Source organism: Robertmurraya mangrovi, assembly GCF_034427655.1.
Lineage (GTDB): Bacteria > Bacillota > Bacilli > Bacillales > Cytobacillaceae > Robertmurraya_A > Robertmurraya_A mangrovi.
On record NZ_JAXOFX010000006.1, the window covers coordinates 104554 to 128332 of the forward strand.

Consider the following 23779-nt stretch of genomic DNA (forward strand, 5'->3'; position numbering starts at 1 on the left):
TATACATAGTCTCATGTGTAAACTAACCATTTTTATATGTATTACGTATGCTCCAATATATCTCTGTACTATCATCACAGTAAAAACCATCCAGATTACACGTTTGGATAATTCTATCTATCTTCTTTTTATCATCTGAACAAATCATAGAAAAATGGCTATCCCAATGAGTGGTTATCAGTATTGAATGGTCATGTGTAAAGAGGTTATGGCTTGCCAATGTATCTTGGTTGATTAGATCATCTATATATTCTAACTTTCTTTCCGTACCAAATTCATCGCCTACCCAAATCCAATCATACTTTTCTCTTTTGATTGCTTCTAAAAGTTTATTTATTAAAATATCAGGCAAGTGACCTTCTGATGGAGGAACGAGACTGTACTTCTTACTCGCAATATCAATAATCTCCATTAATTTCTTATTCTCATACTTCTTCTTTAAGCCGAGTATACTCGTGCGAAGTCCAATATCCAACTCCTCATAACTTTTCATCCCACTTAGAGCTAAAAATTCTTTCCACGTTACCATTTCGCAATTTTTGATCACCTGAAATTTGTCTGGATACGTTTCTGGAGTAAACAAATCTAAATCAATGGTCACTGGCTTAATAAATGGATGAAAGAAAATAAAGATTTCATTGAAGACCCCTTTATAAAATTCCTTTATCGGCTGGTCTTCATGGGCACAAACAGCATATCTATGAGGTTCTGGAAGTACTCTTTTTATTTCCATATATCATACCCCTTTCATTTTCGTTTACCATTCTAAAAAAGTACTGCCTTGCTTTTTTAATCGATTCTCCCTTTTTAACTCGTAACATCAAGAGGACTAAGTGACTCTGCATAAAAGGACCATATTCATTGAAAATCTCTTATCAACTCTTTTTATTTTATTTTACCATATTTTTGAAATTGCATTTATTACTTAAAGCTCCTTACAATTTAGAGACTAGAATATACTGAATGGGCAAGCACCATCCCGCTTCCGTCTCCTTTCATGCTAAAATAAAGAAAAATAGACAGGAGGAACTCTTCATGCCAGATTGGTCTTATCACGGTATTTTCAAGCCCATTCTCTCAGCATTACCTCCAACTTTATCTAGAGAATTCATCCACCGTGGAATGAGCATCGTTGCTTCTCTTCCTTTTGGCATGGGATCACATGTCATTAATTTTTTAGGAAGAGAAGAATGTTCAAAGCTTTTACATAAAAAAATCAATCATATTGATTTTCCTAATCCGGTTGGGCTGTCGGGCAAGATTGATCCGCTTCTAACTGGAACGAAGGCTTTTACCAACTTAGGATTTGGCTTTTTAGAAATTGGTCCTGTGACCATAAGGAAGTCTGATAGATTTACAGAACCAAAAGTGGATACGAAGAATAAAAAAATAGAATTTCCGAAAAAGCCTGAATCCATAGGCTTAGAAGAAACGATAAAAAAGCTTTCTACACTCAGAAAAAAACAACCTATTTTCGCTCGTCTTTCAGGAAGTTACGATGAGATTAAAATCATGATTGAAAAATTAGATGGACTTGTGGATGGGTTTATTTTAGAAACGGCACATACCAGTATCTTTTCTGAAACTAGGAAACCCATTTATCTAACCATTTCTAACGTCGATGACAGCCTTTTAACTGAAATATCCGCTTTGTCAGGAGTTGTCCTTGAAACGAGATTAATAGAAAACATCAAGGTACTAAGGCAGAATGGATTTGAAAAAACGATCATTACCTCAGGTGGCATAACTGAGCCCGAACAAGCTTTGGAACTGCTAGATGCTGGTGCTGATTTAGTGATGGTTTCCGACGGATATGTTTTTGCTGGCCCTGGTTTGACGAAACGAATAAACGAAGCCCTATTAGATCGCCTCATCCTTTCACCATCCCCTCAACCGGGTTGGTTTGCCTACTGGTTGTTTGGGCTATTCATCTTTTTCGGAGGACTGCTCGCTCTCCTATTTAGTGTCACTACGGTCATCCTCCCTTATGACGAATATTTTCTCGAAATGTCTCGGCAGTCGGTTTGGAATTTCAATGAGCGAATCATGTTGTTTATGGAACATGACCGGATGACATTAGCAGGAACGATGATCTCTGGTGGAATTGTATACATGCAGCTTGCAAAGCACGGTGTGAAAAATGGATTGAAATGGGCTAAACAGGCGATTGATGCAGCAGCTATTGTAGGTTTTCTCGGGATCTTTGCCTTTATTGGCTATGGTTATTTTGATTGGCTGCATTTATTATTTTGGCTCGTGTTGTTGCCATTTTACGTATACGGGTTCGTGAAAACTAGGAACATCTCTGGAACTCCTTCGTCGAAAAATAGAAGAAACGACGCTATATGGAAAAGGGCCGTTTACGGACAGCTCGCCTTTGTTCTTTTAGGTTTCTCCTTTGTCCTAGGTGGGGTGATGATTTCATATATTGGTGTAACGTCCATCTTCGTTTCAACCGATTTGAGCTATATTTGTATGACACCTGAAATGCTCGATTCATTTAACAAAAACTTACTCCCTGTATTAGCACATGACCGAGCAGGTTTCGGAAGCGCGTTATTAAGTGTCGGCTTGTTAGTATTATTGATTTCCTTATGGGGATTTCAACAAGGAAACAGGTGGATATGGTGGACGTATCTCGTTGGTGGAATTCCTGCCTTTATCGCGGGGATATACATTCATTTTGCGATAGGATATACGACATTTATTCATCTACTGCCTGCCTATGTTGCACTCGGACTATTTGTTGTGGGTTTAAGTTTATCTTATGCGTTTTTTTGTAAAAATTAAATTAAAAAACCCTCAAAAAGCAATGACTTTTGAGGGTTTGGATTGACCTTATGCGTCTGGATAAATCTTCTTTAGAGCTTCTTTCATTTCTGGTTTCACCTTAATTTTGGGACGGACCGCTGAAGACATCTCTTCTGCATCATTAATCGTTTCTGCTTCCCCTAATGCAAGTAGTGTTCCAATGGCAACTGTCCCTGTTCTATTACTTCCGCCACCACAATGAAAATAAATCTTTTTACCTTCATTATAGGATTTCATTACTTCATCAATAGCCTTTTTAACAGACTTTTCTTGGAACTCTTCATCGTCTACAATGGGATTGTGGATTCGATTATATTTCGATTCTTGCGTTGGAGCTTCTGCTCGTAAATCATAAATAACATCCACTGTTTCATTTCTCATTACTTCGTCAACATCATCGGCGCCACCGATGAAAATTCGATCCTTTATTAAAGCTTGGTAATTTTTCTCGCTCATTTTGGGTCCTCCTTAGCAACAGTTACTTTCGTTCCCTGTTAACACAAATGCCGTTTTCTCTTCATTCAGACCTAATACAAGATCTTGAATATGGGGTTCAATCATTTCATCAATCGCTACTTGTATTTCATTAATAATGACCACTTTATCGTCCTTTTCTGGCTCATCCAGAGCCAGTCCTACTTGTGGACTTCCTCAGCCATAGCCAGCAAAATAAACACGAATTCCACTAACATTTTTATCAGCAAATACTTTTTTCAACATATCTCTTGCATCATTGGTAATTTGCATTTTGTTTCTCCTTTCACTTACACTTATATAAAAAATTTTTTAATTGAAGGGAACCCATACGTTCTTCATTTATAATTGGAACAATGGCGCATTTTTCGGATAGCTCTTCAACTTTTTGTATCCACTGTATTTCAGAATTTGCTCTTCCCATTAATACAGGATCCTTTGTGCTGGTTGCATGTAAACTTTGATTGATAACCCACCAATTTGGATGGATATCAGCTCTCTTTAAATCATTCTGTAAACGACTAGCCTCTAAAACAGGAGTTGCTTCGGCCAAGGTAACGATTACCACACTTGTCTCATTTGGATTTCTTAATCGAGGTAATAGTTTTTGAACACTTTCAGGTACCTCTCCTGTAGAACGGGATAGCTCCTTATGATAAGATTGAGCAGCATCTAAAAGCAATAAAGTATGCCCAGTTGGTGCCGTATCAATAACGACAATCTCAGATTCTGATCGTTCCACCACTTCTGCGAACGCTCGGAAAACTGCTATCTCTTCCGTACATGGCGAGTTTAAGTCTTCCTCTAAGTATGCTAGACCATCCTCATCAAGATCCTTTCCTGCAGTAGCAAGGACTTCTTCCTTATATTTTGTCACTTCATGCTTTGGATGAATTTGACTGATTGTTAAGCTTCCAGTCAGTTGATTATCCTTAAAAATGTTGCCCACATGCGCTGCTGGATCGGTCGTGGTTAAGTGAACTTGGTGTCCTCTTTCTACTAATCCTATCGCAATAGCAGATGCGATGGTCGTTTTTCCAACTCCGCCCTTACCCATTGTGAAGATCACCCGTTTATTTTGATTAGATAGTTCATCAATCAAGTCCTTCAGCTTAGGCAGGTTTACTTGTGAGCTTCGTTTATTTGTTGATTCTTGGGTTGATGATAAGGTGATGTATTTGAATAAATATCTTAAGCTTTCTATTCCAGTTAAAGAGTAGGAAACATAAGGTAAGGAGTAAATAAGACCCTGTTTAAGTTGTAGTGGTAATTCACTAATCGCGCTTTGTTGTTTCATATAGAAAAACGAAGATACCTCATCATCTGGTAAGTAATTTTGCATAAGACCATTTATAATCAGTGTTTGATTTTCGATTCCAATTTCACGTAATTCTGCAGCAGCTCGATTCGCTTCTAATAATGATGATTCATCGGGTCTTGCTACGAGTATGAGCATGGTTTGCTTCGCATCAGATAAAGCCAGCATTGTTTTATTATAAAGTTCTTTCTTATCACCAAGGCCTGATAGTGGACCAAGGCAAGATGCTCCATGTGTACTCTCTTCTAAAAAACCTGTCCATGCAGTTGGAAGTTGTAGCAGTCGTAATGTATGACCCGTTGGAGCGGTATCAAAAATAATATGACCGTAACTCTCCGTTATTGCTTCATTTCCAAGTAAACTGGTGAATTCGTCAAAGGCCGCAATCTCGACTGTACAGGCCCCTGACATTTGCTCCTCCATCGTTACAACTACACTATCAGGTAGTACTCCTCTATAAGGCCCCACTACCCTTTCACGGTATTTACGAGCTGCTAGTTCAGGATCTAAATTGCATGCAAAAAGATTAGGTACAGTCGGAATTTCCTTAGGAGTATTCGTAAGTTCAACTTCTAACACATCCTGTAAATTAGACGCTGGATCTGTGCTTACTAATAATACTCTCTTACCATCATCAGCTAATGCAACCGCTGTTGCACAGGCAGTTGAAGTTTTTCCAACTCCACCTTTGCCTGTAAAAAAAAGATATGGTGTACAAATGGCGGTCTTAGGATCAAATGATTGAAACATAATTCAACTCTCCTAAATTAAATTTATACTATTCCCGCTTTTCTTCCTTTCTAATTCCTCAACGGATATTCCAAACCAATCTGCAAGTTGTTGATTAGAGGGATAAGTGGATGATTGAACCACTTCTCCATTCACTAAAGTCATCGGAAGAGAATTGGGTCCCTTTTCATGGAGAATCTGATTGACTTTGTTATTTTCAGCAAATTTCGCTGGTTCACTAGCAAGGTTAAATCTTGAAATGTCATATCCTTTTTTCTCTAAAATGAAAACGGCAGTTGCCATTCGTGTTAATTCTGGATCGACACTTGGGCCACATACTCCGGTAGGACAACACAGTGCTGGGTCAAAAATTTCTACTTTTGTCATACTTACACTCCTTTACCTTAAATACGTTCATTCTTAAAAATCATAATAAATGGCCCAGAGAAAGATTCTCTGAGCTATTTACTTACTTGCCCGTCTCAGCAAATTGTTTAATTCTATCTCCAATTTCATCACGTACACGTTGGAAAAATGCCCATTTTTCTTCGTCCGTTCCCTCCGCTTTAGCTGGGTCATCAAATCCCCAGTGAACACGCGTAACATGTGGTGGTGTAACTGGACAATGGTCCGCAGCATGACCACATAGAGTAACTACTAAATCAGCATGGTTTAAAATCTCAGGGTTAATTACATCAGAAGTTTGATTAGAAATATCTATACTAGATTCTTTCATTGCTTTAACGGCATTAGGATTAAGACCATGCGCTTCTAAGCCTGCACTATATACATCCCAATTTTCACTTAAATATTTTTTTGCCCATCCCTCAGCCATTTGGCTTCTGCATGAATTTCCTGTACATAAGAAGTAGATTGTTTTTTTAGACATATGAGTAGCTCCTTTTTCTGTTTATATTTTCATGTATTTAATAAAACACCAACAACCATAAATAAAGACCAATTAAAGTAATTAATAGTGTTGGGATGGTAAGAATAATTCCTACTTTAAAATAGTAACTCCATGTGATTTTCACACCTTTAGTGGATAGAACATGAAGCCAGAGTAATGTAGCAAGGGATCCAATTGGTGTGATTTTCGGACCTAAATCAGAACCTATCACATTTGCATAAATGAGTCCTTCACGAATAATACCTGTTGTATTCGTTTCTGCAATCGCTAATGCATCAATCATAACGGTAGGCATATTATTCATGACAGATGAAAGAATGGCCGCAATGAATCCCATTGCAATCGTTCCAGCAAATAAGCCTTGGTCTGCAGCTGCTTGTATCATATCGGCGAGAATATTAGTTAAACCGACATTACGTAGGCCGTAAACAACTACGTACATTCCAATAGAGAAAAATACGACAGCCCACGGAGCTCCTTTTAGTACTGTTTTTGTTTGTACTGCAGGGCTTCTTTGAGCCATTAATAAATAGATAATCGCGACCATTCCAGCAATGAATGAAACGGGAATACCGGCAAATTCACTGATGAAATATCCAACTAATAATATGCCCAATACAATCCATGAAAGCTTAAACATTTTTACATCTTTAATCGCTTCACTTGGCTTCTTTAAGTGCTTCAAGTCATAGTCTTTAGGAATGCTTTTTCTGAAAAATAAATACAAAACGATGGTACTTGCGACGAGTGAAAACATGTTTGGTACAATCATTTTGCTAGCATATTCCACAAACCCAATTCCAAAAAAGTCAGCTGAAACAATATTCACGAGATTACTTACTACAAGTGGTAGAGATGTTGTATCTGCAATAAACCCACTTGCCATAATAAATGGAAGGATCATCTTATCTTCAAATTTCAATGCACGAACCATCGCTAGTACGATAGGAGTCAAGATTAAGGCTGCCCCATCATTTGCAAAGAAAGCGGCAACAACAGCTCCTAGTAAAGTGACATAAATGAACATTTTCAATCCATTCCCACCAGCAATACGAGCCATATGAAGAGCAGACCACTCAAAAAATCCAATTTCATCTAGTATGATAGAAATAATAATAATAGCAATAAACGCTAATGTTGCATTCCAAACAATCCCAGTTACGGTAACAACATCACCGAAATCAACTACTTGTGCCAATAAGGCAAGAACGGCCCCTCCACAAGCTGTCCACCCAATGGATAGTCCTTTCGGCTGCCAAATAACGAAAACGAGTGTAAGTAAAAAAATACTGATCGCTAAAACTGTTGAAATCAATTCATATCCCCCCTATTCACAACTAATTCTTAAACCTTTTTCATTTAATTCATCAAGCTTTTCTTTTTGATTAGGAATATGATTGATTAAATCTTTCACTAACTCATAGTACTCACTTTCAGTATTCAGCGAATAAATCACCCATTGACTTCTCTTCTTTTCCTTCACTAACCCGCTATCTTTTAATTTCCTTAAATGCTGACTGATTGCTGGTTGACTCATTTGAAAAATTTCCACAAATTCGCATACACAACATTCACTTTCAACCAATAGCCCCATCATCGTTAGTCTCGTTTTATCACCAAGTAATTTTAAGATGTTTGCTACCTTTTCTACTTCCATGCTGTCACCTCCACAATACATATAACTAACCGCTTATATTAGAATTCATTTATATAATAAGATAATTATATACTGATATCAAGTAAAGAATTTGTAAAGATATTTTTTGATTATTATTAGCTCTAAGTGATTAACTTATAGCAAAGCTATTCTAATGAAGGGTAGTTATCAGGCAAAGACCTAACCCCCGTAGCATCTACGGGGGCTAAAAAGAGTATAAGCTAGTTACGATCTAAGGCAATTGAATGATTTTTTTGATTTAAGAAGCTAGAATGTTTATTAAATTTACCTAGTAATAACCACCTAATCGATAGGAATAATATAATGATGGCACAAACGACTAAAACGTTTCTTATACCAAATAATTGCTCAAATGTATAACCTAATATCGGCCCAAGAGCTGCACCTAAATCAGCAATAATCGTAAAAACTGTCATGATTTTCACTTGATTAGACATTTTTGAAGCCAGTTCACTCACCATTGTATCTACAATGGTCGTTACACTTGAAGAGATTAATAAGTGTACAATGAGAAACGGTAACCAGATTAACAGAGGAATATCTAATGAGATTATGAGTAAAGACAAGGTTGCCATGATCATAAAAACAAATAAAACGAATGGTTTCATTTTACTTTTATCCACTAAACTACCTACTCTTGGTGTTAAAAAAGGTAAACTCCCCCACCTTACCGCTTGTAGAATACCTGCTAATGAAGCAGCACCTATGAAAAAGTAAGTAGCGCTTTCTTCAGCTATCTGGATATTGATGATATGACTTAGCATGGCATTAAACATACCTTCTAAAATCATAACCGTTAAAAATGCTGTTCCCAACATCCAAAGAATATCCGAATAGCCATTTTTAAAGGAGCTCGAACCCTTGTGCTTATGTATTTGGAGGGCTACTGTATGAATGGTAGTCGGTAAGTATTTATATATCAATGGAATACTTAAGAAGGCAATGGTACCTAAAAAGAGACTAATCACCTTCATACCATAGATGTCTGCCAGAAACCCACCTAGTAACATTCCGAGTAAGCTTCCGAGTCTATATAAGCCATTATAGGTACCCATGAACTTTCCACGATTTGAATCTGTCGATAACTGGAGAATAAGAAGAAAAGCACCTAACTTAAACAAGGACCATGCAAATCCCCAAACACATCGCAAAACTACCCATAACTCAAATTTTTCGGCAAACCCATATCCTAAAGTGGTTATTCCACTAAGAAGAACCGCCAATAGAATTCCACTTCGAAAGTTTACTCTTGAATAGAATAAACCGATAATTGGATTCAAAGGTAACCTGACAAATCGATTGATGGAAAGAAGAATTCCTACTTCTACTAATGAAACTAAGCCGACTTCTTTCCAATGAGTAGGAAGGACAATATACAACATGGAATCGCCTGCTAAACATATGGCAGTGATTAAGGCAACGGCAACAATGGAACTTTTTTTATTCTCCATATTCATTCCTTCTTTTTATAAAATAATGAACTTATAAAAACCAGCCGAAAAACCGGCTGGTTAAGAACCACAGCAAGAAGAACTTTTCACTTCAACTTTAGCTTCCACGCAACAAGAATTTGTTTGGGGCTTTGCTACCTCAATTTCGCAACAGTCCACATTAGCTCCACTGTTACATACACCTGTTTCTGGTAAAATTAATTGAACTTCCTTAGCCCCTTTGAAATCACCAGTAAGATAAGCGACAACAGATCTTACTTGTTCATATCCTGTAGCTAATAAGAAGGTTGGTGCCCTTCCATAGCTTTTCATTCCTACAATATAAAAACCTTCCTCTGGCTGCCTTAATTCTTCTTCACCATGTGGTCTAACGGTTCCACAACTGTGAATATTAGGATCAATTAACGGGGCAAGAGCCTCTACACTCTCAAGTGCAGGGTCTAAGCTTATTCTAACTTCATTTAGAAACGATGTGTCTGGTCTAAATCCAGTCGCAACAATCATTTCATCTATATGGTTAACGGTGTAATCGGTGTCATTCAATGTCCCCTCTACAGTAATCTTAGTACCATTATTTATGATTTGATTGATATAAAATGGTGTTAAAATTTGAATAGCCTCTGTCTCCACTAATTCTTGAATTCTTATTCCTAGTTTTCCTCGAGCTGGTAGTTGATCATTTTCTTGACCACCATAAACATCTCTAACATGATTTTTTCTTAAAACCCAAATGATTTTTGTATCTTTATAAGTAGCCTTTAATTTAGCTAAGTCCAACAATGTGTTTATAGCCGAATGACCACTTCCAACAACCATAACCGTTTTATTGCTATACTTAGTTCCTTTATCTCCAAGTACATCGGGAATTCCATAGGTGATGTGTTCAGATAGATTCTTTTCTGCTTTTGTCCAAATTCCATTTGATAAGGAAGGGTTCGGATTCTTCCAAGTTCCTGATGCATCAATGATTGCTTTTGCTTGATAGACGGTCGTTTCGCCATCCACTTCTACATACAAATCAAAAGGCCTTTTTGTTCGATCCGATGTCTTTAACTTATCTAATCCATGTTTAGCAACGCCAACAATTTTAGCATTCAATACCATTCGCTTTTTTATGGAAGGAATTTCACTTAAAGGTACCAGGTAATCATTTACAAGCTCTGACCCATTAGGTACATCTTCAAGATTAGGTGTAGACCACCCTTCAGCATCTAAAAGTTCTTTTGCCACCTGGTCAATGTTATATTGCCATGGCGAGAACATTCTCACATGTCCCCACTCCAAAACACTTGCACCTATTTGACGACCGGCCTCGAATAGAATGAATTCTTCCCCTTTTTTTACTAAGTGAGCAGCTGCAGCCAATCCAACAGGACCTCCACCTATAATCGCAACTGGTAGCTTTTCTTTATTTAGTCGTGTCATGATCATTTCTCCTTTTTATTAAAGTGTTATCGCTTTACTTCCGTTTTTTACAATGGAAGGGATAATGGAATGGGCTGTTTTCTTAAGACCTAAAATAAATCGAAATGTTGGTCCATGACTATGAGAGGACAATGGGCCTGCAAAATATAAACCAGGAACGCTAGATTCAAAAGATTCCTTTAATTTTGGAAACTGATTGAATCCTTCTTCGCGATCAATCATTGATAAGAAATCATCGTCCAGGAATGGTACCTTATCTAGATTGATATGAAAGCCAGTGGCTGCGATAATGTGGTTTACAATTTTTTCTTCTCCACTAGATAAAGTGATTTTAATCTCTGATTCACTAACTTCTTCAACCTTCGTAACTTCTAAGCTACTATTTTGAGGAACAATTCCTTCTACATAAGGTTTTAGAAAATGAGCGACACTTCCAGCTGATTGACCCCATCCTTGTTTCTTTTCCTCTATTGGCAAGTTATAAAATACATCTCCATAATCACGAAGCGCAATTTCATTTTCTCTACTGCCTGCATAATTCGGACCAGATTTTCTATAGATTAATTCTACATCTGCTCCATCACGGTGTAATAAACCGGCCGCTTCCCATGCACTTTGGCCACTTCCCAATACAACAACCTTTTTTCCTTTAAAGTTAGAGAATGAAGTGTAGCCCGATGTATGTGTGACTAAATTTGATGAGAATCCTTTTAAAAATGATGGCAAGTGCTTATAATGTGTAACACCTGTAGCGATAATGACATTCTTTGCGGTATGTTTCTCTCCTGTTTCTGTGATCACTTCAAAATACCCATTAATAGGAGTAACCTTCCTAACTAGTTCAGTCGTAAATTCAATTCCTGTCTTTTGAGCAAACCACTCGGAATATTGAACGAAGATCGGTCTTGGTAGTGGAGAAACTAGTTCAATTCCGGTTTCTTCTTCAAATTTTTGCACTGTGTAATCTTCCTTTGGATCTGAGAAACTAACAAACTCGTGAGGAGTGCGAATAAACATATCTTGGGGCATTTGATTTTTCCAAAAATCCATAGGATACCCAAATAATTTATACTTCAAATCCTTTTCAACAGCATGAGCAGCTAACGATATTCCAAATGGACCAGAACCAACGATAATGACATCCAACATAGTAACCTCTCCTTTATTTGCAATTTGCAAATATTTTTCTTAATTCAGTTATAACAATTTTATTTGTAACTTGCAAGTGTTTTTTTCCAAGAATTTATGATTTTTAAAAATAATTCCATTTTATTTATATTATATCTAGACTGATTAATTGATTTAGTCATTTAAAGGAACCGTTTATAAGTTTGCATAGTACAATTATTATGTTATAAATAGATTGAGGTGAGTTTTTTATGGAAGATATCCGAGAATTATTTCAAATAATGACTAGAAGATTTGGTTTTTTGAGTAAGAACTGCTGCTCAGTTGGTGGTGCTGACATTTCAGTCGTCCAAAGTCACATCATCTATGAGATTGATAAACAAGAATCACCCTCCGTACAAATGATAGCGAATAAATTAGGAATAGATATCACTACATTCAGTAGACAAATTCAAAGTCTCGTAAAGATGGGACTGATCAAGAAGACCCCCTTACCTGAAGATCGCCGAGTATACATTCTTTCATTAACTACTGAAGGAAAATATGTTTCCACCACCATAGATACCCAAATGAAGGAATATTTAAATGAGGTTCTATCAAACATGAGTGAATTTGAGAGAGCTACTGTCTTACAATCTATTCAAATTCTTAATGAGGCAATGGCTAAATCTACGGTTTGTTGTAAGCCATTACTGTAAGGTGGGTTATATATACTTTTTTGGTTAAATAGAAAAGAGCCTATGCAATATAAATGCATAGGCCAAAAAATTTTAGTTACTAAATGATAGAGTTTTTATTTTTTATAACCCACTTGTAAATAAAGCGAACCAGTCGGTTCTATGAATTGGGCTTTCACGGTTCTTCCATTTGCCGTAAACTTTTCTGGAATATCATTTCTGTTGAAGTAATTCCATACTCGGTTTGCATCCTTACCAAAATATAATTTAAACACTTCTTTTGCTACAATTGGGATACGATACGATTGCTCGACTTCCTTAGTTTTCCATAGAAAGAATGAGATCCCTACTTCAGTTGAAGAACCTCCATCATGAATCACTTGGATACCTCGAACGGCCCCGAACACATCATAAACCATACCATCTTTCGAAAATCCTAATTCATTTTGCAGAGTTTTATAGTTTACTTGTGGATTTTTGCTCCATTTTGACTTTAACTTAGGGGCAACCCATCCATCTGAATACATCTTGCCTTTTGCTGGTGTTTTTCCGATTTTGACAGCATCTTTCTCGACATAGCCAAGATGTTTGCCTACTTTAATTTTGTATAAACCATCTTGCTCACTAAGAATATAGAATTGTTGATTTTTCACGATTCTATTACTTGAATAAATACTACCAGGATATTTAGTGACTGATTCAATTTTTGTTGCATATCCTTGTTTTTTAATGGATTTTTGTAGGCTAGAAGGAAGTTCCCCTACGTATATGGATGTTTTTGATTTGTCTTTGACTGTCTCCACAATATAATTCATCCCATCGGTGGATGAAATAAATTCAACGGGTACAAAAATTTGACCATTCTTGCTGATTGCCTTTGCTTCGTCTGGGGTCGTTCTTCCATTGATTGTTATGTTTCTTAACGGCACGATTTTTGTTCGGTCTCTACTATTTTTTTGTGATTCGTAAATAGAGGCAGTCGATTCACCGGCTTTTATAGTGGCAGAAGCTAAAAACGCTAGCCCCACATTGACTTCGTTTTTCCCCGGATACACTTCACTACCCATAAGCTTTGTAATCTCATTCAATGCAACGTAAGTGGTACCATTGCTTCTAAACGGACTCCCTTTACTAGATACTTGCTTGTTGTTTACTTTTAAAACAATTGGTCTTTTACTAATTTCATTCTTTATTGCTGATGGAATGTCTCCAATATAAATGATCGTTTGGTTATCTTCATTTATCGTTTCTACTGCATATGTCATACCATTTCCCGATGAAATAAATTCAAGAGGTACATAGACTTGGCCGTTTTTATAAATCGACTTCAATTCAGCGTTTACTTCTTTACCATCTACTTTTTTAATCTTCAATGGAACGATTTTCCCATTAAGCACAGCAAAGGTTTGGCCATCTTTTACACTTACCGTAAAGTTATTACCTTGGATGACTACCTTTTTCTGACTATCAATAGACGTAACAGCTTCTCCCATTTTTTCAGCAATTTCATTTAAAGGGACATACGTTGTGCCATTGCTAATAAATGGACTGTTCGATAGTTGCTTATCGTTTACCTTGATTACTAGATTTGATGCAGATACATTTAGAGTCAATGAAGGTAAAATTACGGATAGTACTAACATAATAGCTAAGAATACTTTCTTCATGTGCTTCCTCCTACGATGAACTTGATACTTTTTCATTATAATAATTTATACCAAAATTTACATTCTTTTGTTTATTTTACATTTAATTTTTAAATAATAGAGATAGATATTAAAAAACTGTAAGTAAGTTACACATTTATTAAGATTTTGATTTACATGTCCAATCGTAAAAATATTCCTTTTCATAGAGATATAGAAATATATCAATCTGAAAAGGAGTTGTTTTTATGGGCATTCAAAAAACGCCTGCGTATGGTAGTTTCTGGTCTGATGAATTCCAAACAGTTGGTTTTGACCGGCCTTTTTCATTCAGTTTCTCTGGGCCAACTTCTGGTGGAGTAACTCTAACAGATCCTAATACAATTCTTGTAGAAAATGGTGGAGATTATCTTGTGACTTACACTGTAACATGGAATCCACAATTACCAGTAGATACCAACTTTTATACTCCGGTAATCAATATTACGATTAATGGAATCCGCGTCCCTAATACACAAATAAGATTCGGACAACAATATCAATATGTACCTGGTGTGAACGATTTTTCTTGTTTTGAACTTCATGGAGAAGCTATTATTGAGATACCTGACGGTACCGAAGTTCGACTTATTAACGATAGCATTTTCAATAGGGAAACCATTCGGACTTGTGATAACGGTATTAACGCGGCAGCATTGAATCTTGTTAAATTAAGTATTTAATGTATTAGGAAAAGGGTAGCATATGAAATGCTACCCTTAGGCAAGAATGGTCCACTTAATATTAAGACATCTATTAAACTAGTGGGTCAAGGACCTGTCCCTGTGCCACAAAAAATCCGGTCTAAAATGAACATGTCATTTCAAACCGGATTGAGTGCTAGTTACTTTTTCACTGGTAAATCAAATGTCACTGTCTTCTCTTTAAATAGCTCATTCGCTTTATCATCTTTTAGCGGGCCAACTTTAAGTTCAAACTCTTTATAGATGCCGAATTCATCTTTTCTAAATAAGAATACAGTCAGGTACTCTTGTTTGTCCCCTGGGTTAAATGTACCGCTGACATTCGGCTCAAGCATTCCTTGATTGAACATAGTCCCACGATTTTTATCGATGGTCAGACTTCTGTTAACTAAATATTTGTCAAACGGAGTATCACTGCCATTTTCAATGGTGATTTTCGCGGTCAAAGCTACCACTCCGCTGTCACCGAAATCAGAAAAACTATCTTTATAGGCTTCCGTTGGCGTCACGTTCGCATACTGGACACCATTCAAAGTAATTTTCACACCATCAATTTCTTTCGTTTCATTGATATCCGTTTTTTCGAAAAATACTTCTTTATCCGCAATACTATCAGTCATCATTCGGTCTTGGTAAAGCTTTGATGATGCCGCCGCTTTTTCAACACCCTCATCATTAAAAGGGATTTTGAATATAGCTGCCTCTCCCAATTTTTGCGATACATCATCATTTAAGAATAACGCATCGATTTTTAAGGTTGGAGAGCTTAGTTTTTCAAATTGTGCCTTGGTCATTGAATGGGCGTTCATTCCAGTGAATGTTGTCCCTTTCGTGTATTGAGAAGGATTCTCCGTACTGTCATCATTAAGCCATTGTTCACGGTCAACAAGATACTCTCTCGGAATGATATAATCTACTCCATCATCTGACAATAAGGAAATACCGCCCGCATAATATACATCCTCATCTGAGTTGTTAACCAATGACATTTTATATGTAAGAACGTATCCTTCCTCTTCTCCATCGAAGTTCGACTTACTAGATTCGTTCATATTGGACACATGCACAATTTGATATTCGTCGATTTGAATGCTTACATCTTTACTGAACTCATGCTTCAATTCAGGATTTTTATTCGTATAAACAACTTCCACATCTGCTCCTAAATCCTCAGCAATAAACGGATTCAAGAATGTTCCATCATCTTTAGCTTTTTGTTCCGTATCCGATTCCACAGCTTCTGTTTGATCTTGCTTTTCTTCAGCTGCAACAGGTTTTGCCTCTTCCTTTACGTCAGTCTTACTTCCGCATGCTCCTAACAAAAGGACCGACGACATAGTACCAAATAACGCTAAGCTTTTTAAATTCATTGTTATGCCCCTTTTTCAATGTAATAACAGAAGTATCATAACATGTTAAAAATTGGTTTTGGGCTATTTGGCAGAAAAAGGAACAATGGACCTAATTAAATCCTATGGGGTTTAGTTCGTTCAGCTTATTAGATTGTTTTTACAGGTAAATCTGACTGGGATAAATAGGTAAACAGGACTGAAGTAATATACCTGTTCTATATATTCACTATTTTTCTTTGTCCTATGAAGTGTATTATATTTGAGATTTTTTACTTTAGTAAATATATACTTAATGTGGTTTAAAAGATTGCTCTAGCAGAATTTTAAAGCCAGTATTTTAAGCCAGACCAACAAAAAAGAGGATATTCATAGTGATAATGACCCTCTCAGATGATTATTGAAAAAGTAGGGGGAGTATAAATTATTGTCACCTCATCTCTTGCCATCTGAATTGGAAAGTTTATTAAGTTTTTGGAATAAAGTAGTAAGAAAGCAATATGAGTTGTAGAGACATACCTTGTTCCAGATGCTCATAAGGATAAAGTAGATCAGAACTGAGAAAAGGGACTGGTTGAACAAGTTTAACGTAAGTGGGGTATTTTTTAATATAGGCGAAAATGTTGATACATTAATCTAATTCTTACATTTCTTACACATCTGTATCCCTACATTTGTTTTATAAATAATCCACAAAATGGTCTCTAAATTTTAGATGAAGTGTAGAACCTACAATTAACAGTAGTAGAACCACTACCCAGAAATAGAGTGTGTACATTGTATATTCTACGGTATACCAAGCAGTCCCTAATAAGGACGCCCGGTACCCTTCAACAAGGTAGTAAAGAGGATTTAGCTTGAATAAAAATGTTACATCGATTCCCTTAAAGACTAGTTTATCTGTATGCCAAATTAAAGGAGTTACATATAATAACATTCTTAATACAGATTGAACAATTTGCTGAACATCACGAACTAATGTCGAAAGAGTAGAAGTTATAAGTCCCAGAGCTAAAAGGAAAACTAATGTTGCAAACATGAAATAAGGTAACTGGATATAATAAACTGAAACCTTAAAATCAGTAAATTGTAAAAAAAATACAACAGCAGCAACCAACATTAAATGTGTATAAAAATTGGCCATGATAACAAACGATGGGATGGTACTCATCGGAAAACTCATTTTAGATATTAGTTGAAGTCGTGAATGAATGGATCTAGTCGACTTGGAGATAGCTGGATTCACAAAAAACCAGACAATCATCCCCGTAACCATCCAAATAAAAAAAGGAACTTGGACACCATTTTCCATTGTTATATCTTGACCCCTGCGAACTCCAATCCCAAAGACAAACCAATAAATACCAAGCTGAATTGCCGGATTTAAGACTTCCCAAAGTCTGCCTAAATAATTATTACTATTTGCGCTTTTTATCTCAAAAGCTGAAAGTCTTAATATAAGGTAGAAGGAGCTAATTTGCTCCCTAATAATCGTAATAAGTGACTTCATAATGAAAGAGTGTCCTTCCTATAAACAATTAATAACGCTGATTTTTTATCATTATTGCCAATATGGTGCAATAAAATAAGTCTCCTTCTACCTATACTTATAGAATCTTCCTTTCAATTTCAAAGTAGCCTTTCCTTCCTAATTTTTCTATTAATAAACAAGTGAAGCTATACTGCCTTGTAGAATACTTGTCCTACTTTTTAGCTTAATTGGAATAAAAAATAAAAAGTAAACATAATCCTTAAAAAAAAAGAAAAATGGCCAGTTTACCTAACCATTTTCTACCACCTTTAGATCATTTTTAATTTTCGAAGTTGAGATACCCATTGTCCTTGGAAGGTAAATTACCTCACAGTATTCTTTTAGAAAATCAAAGCTACCCTTCCAATCATCACCCATAACAAAAATATCAATATTATATTTAATCACATCTTCAATTTTTTGATTCCAATTAGTTTCTTGTATAACTTCATCAACATAGCATATTGACTCCAAAATCATTTTTCTATTTTCATAGCTATGGTATGCTTGTTTATTCTTACCTTCATTAAATTCGTCTGTAGATAGACCCACAATTAAATAATCCCCTAATACTTTTGCACGTTTTAATAAATTTATATGCCCCAAATGGAGTAAATCAAAAGTGCCATATGTTAATACTCTTTTCATCTCCGTCCTCCTTAATAATAGGAATGGATTATTTTTTTCTTTAGTAATTATAGGGTTTTATTCTGTCTTTTATTCCAAAAATTCAAAAAGTTAAAATACTTAATTTTAAATGTTCTGGCAAAAATTAAATAATTACTTTGTCCCAAGTATTGAAAATATAAATAAGACCTAAAATGTAGAAATAGAAATTAAAGTATATCCATTCTTTTATCCGGTAAATAATAAAATTAAATATATTTATATTAGGGGTAGATTATTTTGATAAGAAGAAAAAAACAACTAAATAAAACTTGTCTTTTAGATTCACTCTATTTTAAAAATAAGGATTTACATATTCAAATGATTTTTCCTCATTTCACTCCTATAGAACAAGACCAATTAACTCTTCTATTTGTTGAACGATATACAACCAAAAAAAAAGAGTACCCCTTATCGAGAATTGATACCAAAGTTCAAGCATGTTTAACTGAACAGGATTTGGAGGGGTTGTTAACAGAAGGAAAAGACTGGGATTTGTATGTAACCCACCTAATCAATGACTCTAGTGAAAGAACACGCTTACAAAGTAATTACTCAGAGTTAGAGCTGCAATTCTTTCTCAAAGACAATAAATTATTGACACCATTCACAACCAACAAGGGTAATATTTCGTTTAAATCGCAATTACCTAATTTCATCGCAAAAATACACCAAATTGATTTTGTAAATAAAGATCATATCCGAATAGAGGGGTATGTCGTAAATCCATTATGGACTCAAGAACCTCCTGATCTTAAAAGAACGTTGGTATTTTCAACAAATGATGATGAATATTTATTCGAGGTTCCTTTAAAAACAATGAATCGTTTTGATTTTGTTAACGGAATTCCCACCGAAGGACGTGATTTCAAAAACATAGGTTACGAAGCACAATTCCCTATTGAAAATTTACTGTCCTATCATAATCAAGCCCTTACTTTAAAAGTAAAGATTAAATTCTCTTATTCTGAAGGCTATAAAATGGTAACAACTGAAACAACTCCAATCAAAATTAAAGTTCCTGATTTTAAACAAAAATCACTGTCAAAAAAAGTGAATGGAACAAAGAAGTTAATATTGATTACCAAAACACAAAAAACAGAACATTTAACCATTTCAGTTAGTGATCACAATTTTGATCTTAAAACAAAATTGAAGGAAACACTTGTAATTATAAAAAAACATTCTGTTGTAAAAAGACTTTATAAACATGCTTTTTTCTGTGTTGGAAAATTACCATCCCGTAAAACAATTGTTGTTTTTGAAAGTTTTTTAGGAAAGCAATTTAGTGATAATCCACGAGCTATTTTTGAGTATTTAAGGGAAAATTCATACCCATATAAGTTATATTGGAGTATCGATAAAAGGTATGTGAATAATTTTAAGGATAAAAATCTAAATTGCATACCACGGTTTTCATTAAAGTGGCTTTTCATAATGCCTCGTGCACGTTATTGGGTCACAAACAGTAGAATGCCTTTATGGATACCTAAGCCCAAAAAAACGGTTTATTTCCAGACGTGGCATGGAACACCCTTAAAGCGACTGGCGGCCGATATGGAAGAAGTATATATACCTGGAACTACTGCTGAAAATTATAAAAAAAATTTTATTAAAGAGGCAAAGAATTGGGACTATCTAATTTCACCCAATGCTTATTCAACAGAGATCTTTAGAAGAGCCTTTCAATTTGAAAAGGATGTTTTAGAAACGGGTTATCCAAGAAATGATTTTATATACAATTACAATAAAAAGGAAACGATTGATCGATTACTAGAACAATACCGGATTCCTTCGAACAAGAAGGTTATTTTGTATGCGCCAACATGGAGGGACAATCAATTTTATGCAAAAGGAAAATATCGATTTGATATCCAGTTAGATTTGGATTTATTGAAGGAAAAGTTGGGAGAGGACTATGTAATATTATTTCGCCTTCACTATTTGGTTTCAGAAAACTTGGATCTTACACCATATGAGGGTTTTGCTTACGACTTTTCTAATTATGAGGATATCCGGGAATTATACTTACTCTCTGATATATTAATCACTGATTATTCTTCCGTATTTTTTGATTATGGAAATTTAAAGCGACCGATGATTTTTTATGTATATGATATCGATCATTATCGAGATAATCTTCGTGGTTTCTACTTTGACTTTGAACAAGAGGCTCCAGGTCCGTTAGTGAGGTCGACCGAGGAAATTATACAAGCCATCAAACGGTTTGAAGAGGATGGCTTTATGGTATCCAAACAATTTGATTCCTTTTATAATAAGTTTTGTTATCTAGAGGACGGTAGCTCCACTCAAAGAGTAGTGGAAAAGATTTTTTCAAACTAAAAATCTCTTTTCTGAGTTAAAAAAGCAATTTGTTTTATAAAAACCTTATCATCCCCTACCGTTTTTTGTATATTTTATGGGATTAAATCAATAATAATCGTAAATGTTATTCAGAGATAGGAATGATACCGATGTTTAATAAAAATATTGTTAAGGGCTTATTATATAGCACGATACTATCCTCTGTTTTTAGCTTAGTGGTTATTACCATGACATTTTTTCATCATATGAGAGTCACGAATTTGCTGGAATCCATTAAGAACAAATAACCACTTAAGTGGATATTTGTTCTTAATACTCACTCACGTTAAAGGACTACTACAAAATGTTTACCACGAAATGGTCCTTATCTACCTTCGTTGTTAAACTCAAGCACCCGTTATTGCCACGGATAGTACAATAAACTTCAACTAAAAATAGCGTCAATTCATCCAACATTGTCAAAATGAACATCTAATCCATTGGGGCATGCCTCTTTTATATGTTCAAAAACGTTCTCCGTTTTATAGATGGCTACATCAAATCTCTCATTTACTACACAATATTCTGACCAGCTCATGACCGCAGAAACGGACTCCCCTACTTAGAGACTTATATGAGTAGAATGGATGCTTGGTTTAATAGCTAGAAAAATCTTATAATTTAGTTGACTCTTTTGGCTTAGAGTTTTTTTGAACAGTTTAAGTTTATTCCTCCCCAGTAAATGGCTATTGTCTATTAAATTTCCAACTAAATAGTATCCTTGAGCCTGACTGCTATTGGTTCTATTATTTGGCTTGTTTCTTCAACATAAGCACCTGAGTAATACTCTATTAGTCTTCTTTAAACATCCTACAATAACTTTTTAAAATAAAACTCTTACCCCTTATTTAACGCAGCTTTAATTTGTATTTAATAGACTCAGAGTATACTTTAGTGTAACTTTACACTTTTAAAATTAATACTTTAAACAATTTTTACTAAAAAAAAGAAAGATCGCCGTAGCAATCTCTTCTAAGCTCAAAACCCATTCCTTAATTGTTAAAATATCGCACACCAATGAGTTTAAATAATCTCTCTACAAACTTTCTTGCTAACAGGAAATATTAATTGATTAAATTCCTCTGTTATCTCTTAGTTCAATGATTGTACCTTCAGGTGCAATCATTTTACATAAATGGCCACCTTCCACTCTATAGATTTCTTCTCCATTTTTTTTAATAAAGTTATATCCGAATTGCTTAATCTTTTGGACTTCTTTAGCTAAGTCATCGACCCAAAGACAAAAATGAATGGCCCCTTGTGTGTTTGTGTTTGCACTATTAAGAGTTTCCCCTACTTTACCTGTTTGAAGCTCTATATAAAATGAATCTAATTTTAGCCAAGTGTTAAAATAACGATTATGGAAGTTAGGAGTTTCTTTGATCAATTCAAATCCAAGAATATCCGTATAAAATGTTAAAGAATCTTTGTAATGATTTGTTTGGATACAAATATGGTGGACAATTTATTACTCATTTTTCTCTCCTTTCGTTTTCACTTCTACAAGAATCACATTTTTTAGACTTCATCATTTCTTTATTGAACAGGAACCCATATTTCCATCTCATATTCTTCGCTTTCTTCTCTACCAATCATATGAACTTTCACCATTTCAATTTCAGGCATTCCCTCTTTTATCTTATATCCTTCCTCATCGAAAACTCTCCATAAATCCCAATAAGTATTTGGAATTTTCTTAGAGGGGCCAACATGTGTAAATACTACATATTTTTGCTCAGGAAAGGTATGTAAGGTCATTCCCTTCTCTATTTTAAAAAAATCAACAGATTCAATTTCAATTCCACAAGTGTAAAAGTAATGATCACTTCTTGGAGGTAGACATACCCCTACTATCTCATTGATATTGTTACCTATAAATTTGGTAGCCATATCCCATAATTGCGGAATGGGATAGACAATATCGTCATTCCACTTTCCTGCTGAACTATAACCTACTATGACAAATGAATCTTTTATTACTTCTTTAAATTTCATAGGAATCCCCCAATTTTTTATTTAAAAAGTCCTTAACCAATATAGAGTTAAGTATATTAATAATTAAAATTACTTTCTTAACTTTTTTTGCTATTTTAATAACTATGTATTGTGTGTTTCATGAAGTATATAGTGAAAAGCCGATTTCGTCTTGAAATCGGCTTTTCGTCCAAAAAAATCTATAGGAAGGTCTTATATATAGTTATTAATTGATTGTCACTGGCTATATTCATCTTTAAGCAAACCATAATAACAGAGGTCGTAAAAAACTCCATCTCTTGATACATGTTGCTTTAAAGTTCCTTCATATTTCAAACCGACTTTCTCCATGATTTTCCACGAACCTGGATTGTCGGTGAACGCACAAGCAAATACTTTATTTAATTTTAATTGGTTAAAGCTATATGAAATGAGAGCTTTGGTTGCTTCTGTTCCATAACCCTTTCCCCAATAAGGCTTTCCTATCCAATAGGCTAGTTCTCCTCGTTTATATGACTCAGCTATACTAACATTAATGATTCCGATTAATTGTCCTGATTCTTTTTCTTCAATAGCAAATATAGATATTCGTCCACTTTTTTCAGCTTCTAGTATACTAGTAATAAAATCTCTTGCAGAGCCTTCTGGATAAGGATGAGGTATCGTTAAAGTTGATTTTGCTACATCATAATCACTAGCTAAAACCTCAACTCTTTCAGAATCTTCTAATCTAAGTGTCCGTAATAATAGTCTTTCTGTCTCTAAATTTTGCATTTTACACCTTTCCCTTCTTTTATTCATATTACCATATCTACTTTCTCCATAATATTACCATTTACATTAAAATTTGTATGGAACGGACAGTATCCTAAATGGCTAAATCTCATTCTCTTAATAAGTAATAA

Annotated in this window: 23 protein-coding genes; 4 read left to right on the plus strand and 19 right to left on the minus strand. The window is 35.1% G+C overall.

All coding sequences use genetic code 11. From position 1 onward, the window contains the following. Window positions 1–22: 22 nt before the first annotated feature. Window positions 23–733, minus strand: coding sequence for a DUF2711 family protein (locus SM124_RS11230; protein ID WP_322446614.1), 711 nt, complete (start codon window positions 731–733; stop codon window positions 23–25). Between the two features lie 302 nt (window positions 734–1035). On the opposite strand from SM124_RS11230, the gene SM124_RS11235 reads away from it, so the two are divergent. Next, window positions 1036–2790, plus strand: coding sequence for a dihydroorotate dehydrogenase (locus tag SM124_RS11235; protein WP_322446615.1), 1755 nt, complete (start codon window positions 1036–1038; stop codon window positions 2788–2790). Window positions 2791–2838: 48 nt separating this feature from the next. Here the strand turns inward: SM124_RS11235 and SM124_RS11240 are convergent, their stop codons facing one another. From SM124_RS11240 to SM124_RS11285, 10 genes are all read right to left on the minus strand, one after another. After that, a complete protein-coding gene (locus SM124_RS11240) occupies window positions 2839–3267 on the minus strand; it encodes a protein-tyrosine phosphatase family protein (RefSeq protein ID WP_322446616.1) in 429 nt (142 codons plus the stop codon). A 12-nt stretch (window positions 3268–3279) separates the two neighbouring features. Next, complete coding sequence (locus tag SM124_RS11245; protein ID WP_322446617.1) at window positions 3280–3411, minus strand: hypothetical protein; 132 nt, start codon at window positions 3409–3411, stop codon at window positions 3280–3282. 160 nt (window positions 3412–3571) lie between these two features. Then, on the minus strand, window positions 3572–5353 hold the full coding sequence (gene arsA / locus SM124_RS11250) for an arsenical pump-driving ATPase (protein ID WP_322446618.1): 1782 nt from the start codon (window positions 5351–5353) through the stop codon (window positions 3572–3574). Window positions 5354–5365: 12 nt separating this feature from the next. Next, window positions 5366–5719: an arsenite efflux transporter metallochaperone ArsD gene (gene arsD, locus SM124_RS11255; RefSeq protein WP_322446619.1), complete on the minus strand. Its 354-nt coding sequence runs from the start codon at window positions 5717–5719 to the stop codon at window positions 5366–5368. An 82-nt stretch (window positions 5720–5801) separates the two neighbouring features. Further along, a complete protein-coding gene (arsC, locus tag SM124_RS11260) occupies window positions 5802–6221 on the minus strand; it encodes an arsenate reductase (thioredoxin) (protein ID WP_322446620.1) in 420 nt (139 codons plus the stop codon). A gap of 37 nt (window positions 6222–6258) precedes the next feature. Next, complete coding sequence (locus tag SM124_RS11265) at window positions 6259–7557, minus strand: arsenic transporter (RefSeq protein WP_322446621.1); 1299 nt, start codon at window positions 7555–7557, stop codon at window positions 6259–6261. Between the two features lie 12 nt (window positions 7558–7569). Continuing rightward, entirely contained in the window at window positions 7570–7899 is a 330-nt protein-coding gene (locus SM124_RS11270; protein WP_322446622.1) for an ArsR/SmtB family transcription factor, read from the minus strand. A 221-nt stretch (window positions 7900–8120) separates the two neighbouring features. Next, window positions 8121–9371 carry an MFS transporter gene (locus SM124_RS11275; RefSeq protein WP_322446623.1) on the minus strand — a complete coding sequence of 417 codons (1251 nt, stop codon included), beginning with the start codon at window positions 9369–9371 and terminating at the stop codon, window positions 8121–8123. 60 nt (window positions 9372–9431) lie between these two features. Continuing rightward, on the minus strand, window positions 9432–10796 hold the full coding sequence (locus tag SM124_RS11280; protein ID WP_322446624.1) for an NAD(P)-binding domain-containing protein: 1365 nt from the start codon (window positions 10794–10796) through the stop codon (window positions 9432–9434). A gap of 18 nt (window positions 10797–10814) precedes the next feature. After that, entirely contained in the window at window positions 10815–11945 is a 1131-nt protein-coding gene (locus SM124_RS11285; protein WP_322446625.1) for an NAD(P)-binding domain-containing protein, read from the minus strand. Window positions 11946–12175: 230 nt separating this feature from the next. On the opposite strand from SM124_RS11285, the gene SM124_RS11290 reads away from it, so the two are divergent. Next, window positions 12176–12622, plus strand: coding sequence for a MarR family winged helix-turn-helix transcriptional regulator (locus SM124_RS11290; RefSeq protein WP_322446626.1), 447 nt, complete (start codon window positions 12176–12178; stop codon window positions 12620–12622). Window positions 12623–12717: 95 nt separating this feature from the next. Here SM124_RS11290 and SM124_RS11295 read toward each other — a convergent pair whose 3' ends face one another. Beyond that, window positions 12718–14268 carry a stalk domain-containing protein gene (locus SM124_RS11295; protein ID WP_322446627.1) on the minus strand — a complete coding sequence of 517 codons (1551 nt, stop codon included), beginning with the start codon at window positions 14266–14268 and terminating at the stop codon, window positions 12718–12720. Window positions 14269–14495: 227 nt separating this feature from the next. Between SM124_RS11295 and SM124_RS11300 the strand changes: the two genes are divergently transcribed. Then, window positions 14496–14969, plus strand: a complete 474-nt coding sequence (locus SM124_RS11300) for an exosporium leader peptide (protein ID WP_322446628.1) — start codon at window positions 14496–14498, stop codon at window positions 14967–14969. A 161-nt stretch (window positions 14970–15130) separates the two neighbouring features. Here SM124_RS11300 and SM124_RS11305 read toward each other — a convergent pair whose 3' ends face one another. From SM124_RS11305 to tagD, 3 genes are all read right to left on the minus strand, one after another. Continuing rightward, on the minus strand, window positions 15131–16360 hold the full coding sequence (locus SM124_RS11305) for a DUF5068 domain-containing protein (RefSeq protein WP_322446629.1): 1230 nt from the start codon (window positions 16358–16360) through the stop codon (window positions 15131–15133). Window positions 16361–17018: 658 nt separating this feature from the next. Next, on the minus strand, window positions 17019–17849 hold the full coding sequence (locus tag SM124_RS11310) for an ABC transporter permease (RefSeq protein ID WP_322446630.1): 831 nt from the start codon (window positions 17847–17849) through the stop codon (window positions 17019–17021). 270 nt (window positions 17850–18119) lie between these two features. Beyond that, window positions 18120–18518 carry a glycerol-3-phosphate cytidylyltransferase gene (tagD, locus tag SM124_RS11315; RefSeq protein ID WP_322446631.1) on the minus strand — a complete coding sequence of 133 codons (399 nt, stop codon included), beginning with the start codon at window positions 18516–18518 and terminating at the stop codon, window positions 18120–18122. Between the two features lie 258 nt (window positions 18519–18776). On the opposite strand from tagD, the gene SM124_RS11320 reads away from it, so the two are divergent. Then, the gene (locus SM124_RS11320; protein WP_322446632.1) at window positions 18777–20879 is read left to right on the plus strand and encodes a CDP-glycerol glycerophosphotransferase family protein; all 2103 of its coding nucleotides are present in this window, start codon (window positions 18777–18779) and stop codon (window positions 20877–20879) included. A gap of 427 nt (window positions 20880–21306) precedes the next feature. Here SM124_RS11320 and SM124_RS11325 read toward each other — a convergent pair whose 3' ends face one another. The 4 genes from SM124_RS11325 to SM124_RS11340 form a co-directional block, all read right to left on the minus strand. After that, window positions 21307–21438 carry a hypothetical protein gene (locus tag SM124_RS11325; protein WP_322446633.1) on the minus strand — a complete coding sequence of 44 codons (132 nt, stop codon included), beginning with the start codon at window positions 21436–21438 and terminating at the stop codon, window positions 21307–21309. A 534-nt stretch (window positions 21439–21972) separates the two neighbouring features. Further along, the gene (locus SM124_RS11330) at window positions 21973–22365 is read right to left on the minus strand and encodes a VOC family protein (protein WP_322446755.1); all 393 of its coding nucleotides are present in this window, start codon (window positions 22363–22365) and stop codon (window positions 21973–21975) included. A gap of 71 nt (window positions 22366–22436) precedes the next feature. After that, window positions 22437–22895: a GyrI-like domain-containing protein gene (locus SM124_RS11335; protein WP_322446634.1), complete on the minus strand. Its 459-nt coding sequence runs from the start codon at window positions 22893–22895 to the stop codon at window positions 22437–22439. Window positions 22896–23111: 216 nt separating this feature from the next. After that, window positions 23112–23648 carry a GNAT family N-acetyltransferase gene (locus SM124_RS11340; protein WP_322446635.1) on the minus strand — a complete coding sequence of 179 codons (537 nt, stop codon included), beginning with the start codon at window positions 23646–23648 and terminating at the stop codon, window positions 23112–23114. Window positions 23649–23779 lie beyond the last annotated feature (131 nt).

What these genes read in the sequence shown, in the direction of transcription:
- SM124_RS11230 (WP_322446614.1), bottom strand. Translation starts at nt 733, where the DNA reads ATGGAAATAAAAAGAGTACTTCCAGAACCTCATAGATATGCTGTTTGT.
- SM124_RS11235 (WP_322446615.1), top strand. Translation starts at nt 1,036, where the DNA reads ATGCCAGATTGGTCTTATCACGGTATTTTCAAGCCCATTCTCTCAGCA.
- SM124_RS11240 (WP_322446616.1), bottom strand. Translation starts at nt 3,267, where the DNA reads ATGAGCGAGAAAAATTACCAAGCTTTAATAAAGGATCGAATTTTCATC.
- arsA (WP_322446618.1), bottom strand. Translation starts at nt 5,353, where the DNA reads ATGTTTCAATCATTTGATCCTAAGACCGCCATTTGTACACCATATCTT.
- arsD (WP_322446619.1), bottom strand. Translation starts at nt 5,719, where the DNA reads ATGACAAAAGTAGAAATTTTTGACCCAGCACTGTGTTGTCCTACCGGA.
- arsC (WP_322446620.1), bottom strand. Translation starts at nt 6,221, where the DNA reads ATGTCTAAAAAAACAATCTACTTCTTATGTACAGGAAATTCATGCAGA.
- SM124_RS11270 (WP_322446622.1), bottom strand. Translation starts at nt 7,899, where the DNA reads ATGGAAGTAGAAAAGGTAGCAAACATCTTAAAATTACTTGGTGATAAA.
- SM124_RS11275 (WP_322446623.1), bottom strand. Translation starts at nt 9,371, where the DNA reads ATGGAGAATAAAAAAAGTTCCATTGTTGCCGTTGCCTTAATCACTGCC.
- SM124_RS11280 (WP_322446624.1), bottom strand. Translation starts at nt 10,796, where the DNA reads ATGACACGACTAAATAAAGAAAAGCTACCAGTTGCGATTATAGGTGGA.
- SM124_RS11285 (WP_322446625.1), bottom strand. Translation starts at nt 11,945, where the DNA reads ATGTTGGATGTCATTATCGTTGGTTCTGGTCCATTTGGAATATCGTTA.
- SM124_RS11290 (WP_322446626.1), top strand. Translation starts at nt 12,176, where the DNA reads ATGGAAGATATCCGAGAATTATTTCAAATAATGACTAGAAGATTTGGT.
- SM124_RS11295 (WP_322446627.1), bottom strand. Translation starts at nt 14,268, where the DNA reads ATGAAGAAAGTATTCTTAGCTATTATGTTAGTACTATCCGTAATTTTA.
- SM124_RS11300 (WP_322446628.1), top strand. Translation starts at nt 14,496, where the DNA reads ATGGGCATTCAAAAAACGCCTGCGTATGGTAGTTTCTGGTCTGATGAA.
- SM124_RS11305 (WP_322446629.1), bottom strand. Translation starts at nt 16,360, where the DNA reads ATGAATTTAAAAAGCTTAGCGTTATTTGGTACTATGTCGTCGGTCCTT.
- SM124_RS11310 (WP_322446630.1), bottom strand. Translation starts at nt 17,849, where the DNA reads ATGAAGTCACTTATTACGATTATTAGGGAGCAAATTAGCTCCTTCTAC.
- tagD (WP_322446631.1), bottom strand. Translation starts at nt 18,518, where the DNA reads ATGAAAAGAGTATTAACATATGGCACTTTTGATTTACTCCATTTGGGG.
- SM124_RS11325 (WP_322446633.1), bottom strand. Translation starts at nt 21,438, where the DNA reads ATGAGCTGGTCAGAATATTGTGTAGTAAATGAGAGATTTGATGTAGCC.
- SM124_RS11335 (WP_322446634.1), bottom strand. Translation starts at nt 22,895, where the DNA reads ATGAAATTTAAAGAAGTAATAAAAGATTCATTTGTCATAGTAGGTTAT.
- SM124_RS11340 (WP_322446635.1), bottom strand. Translation starts at nt 23,648, where the DNA reads ATGCAAAATTTAGAGACAGAAAGACTATTATTACGGACACTTAGATTA.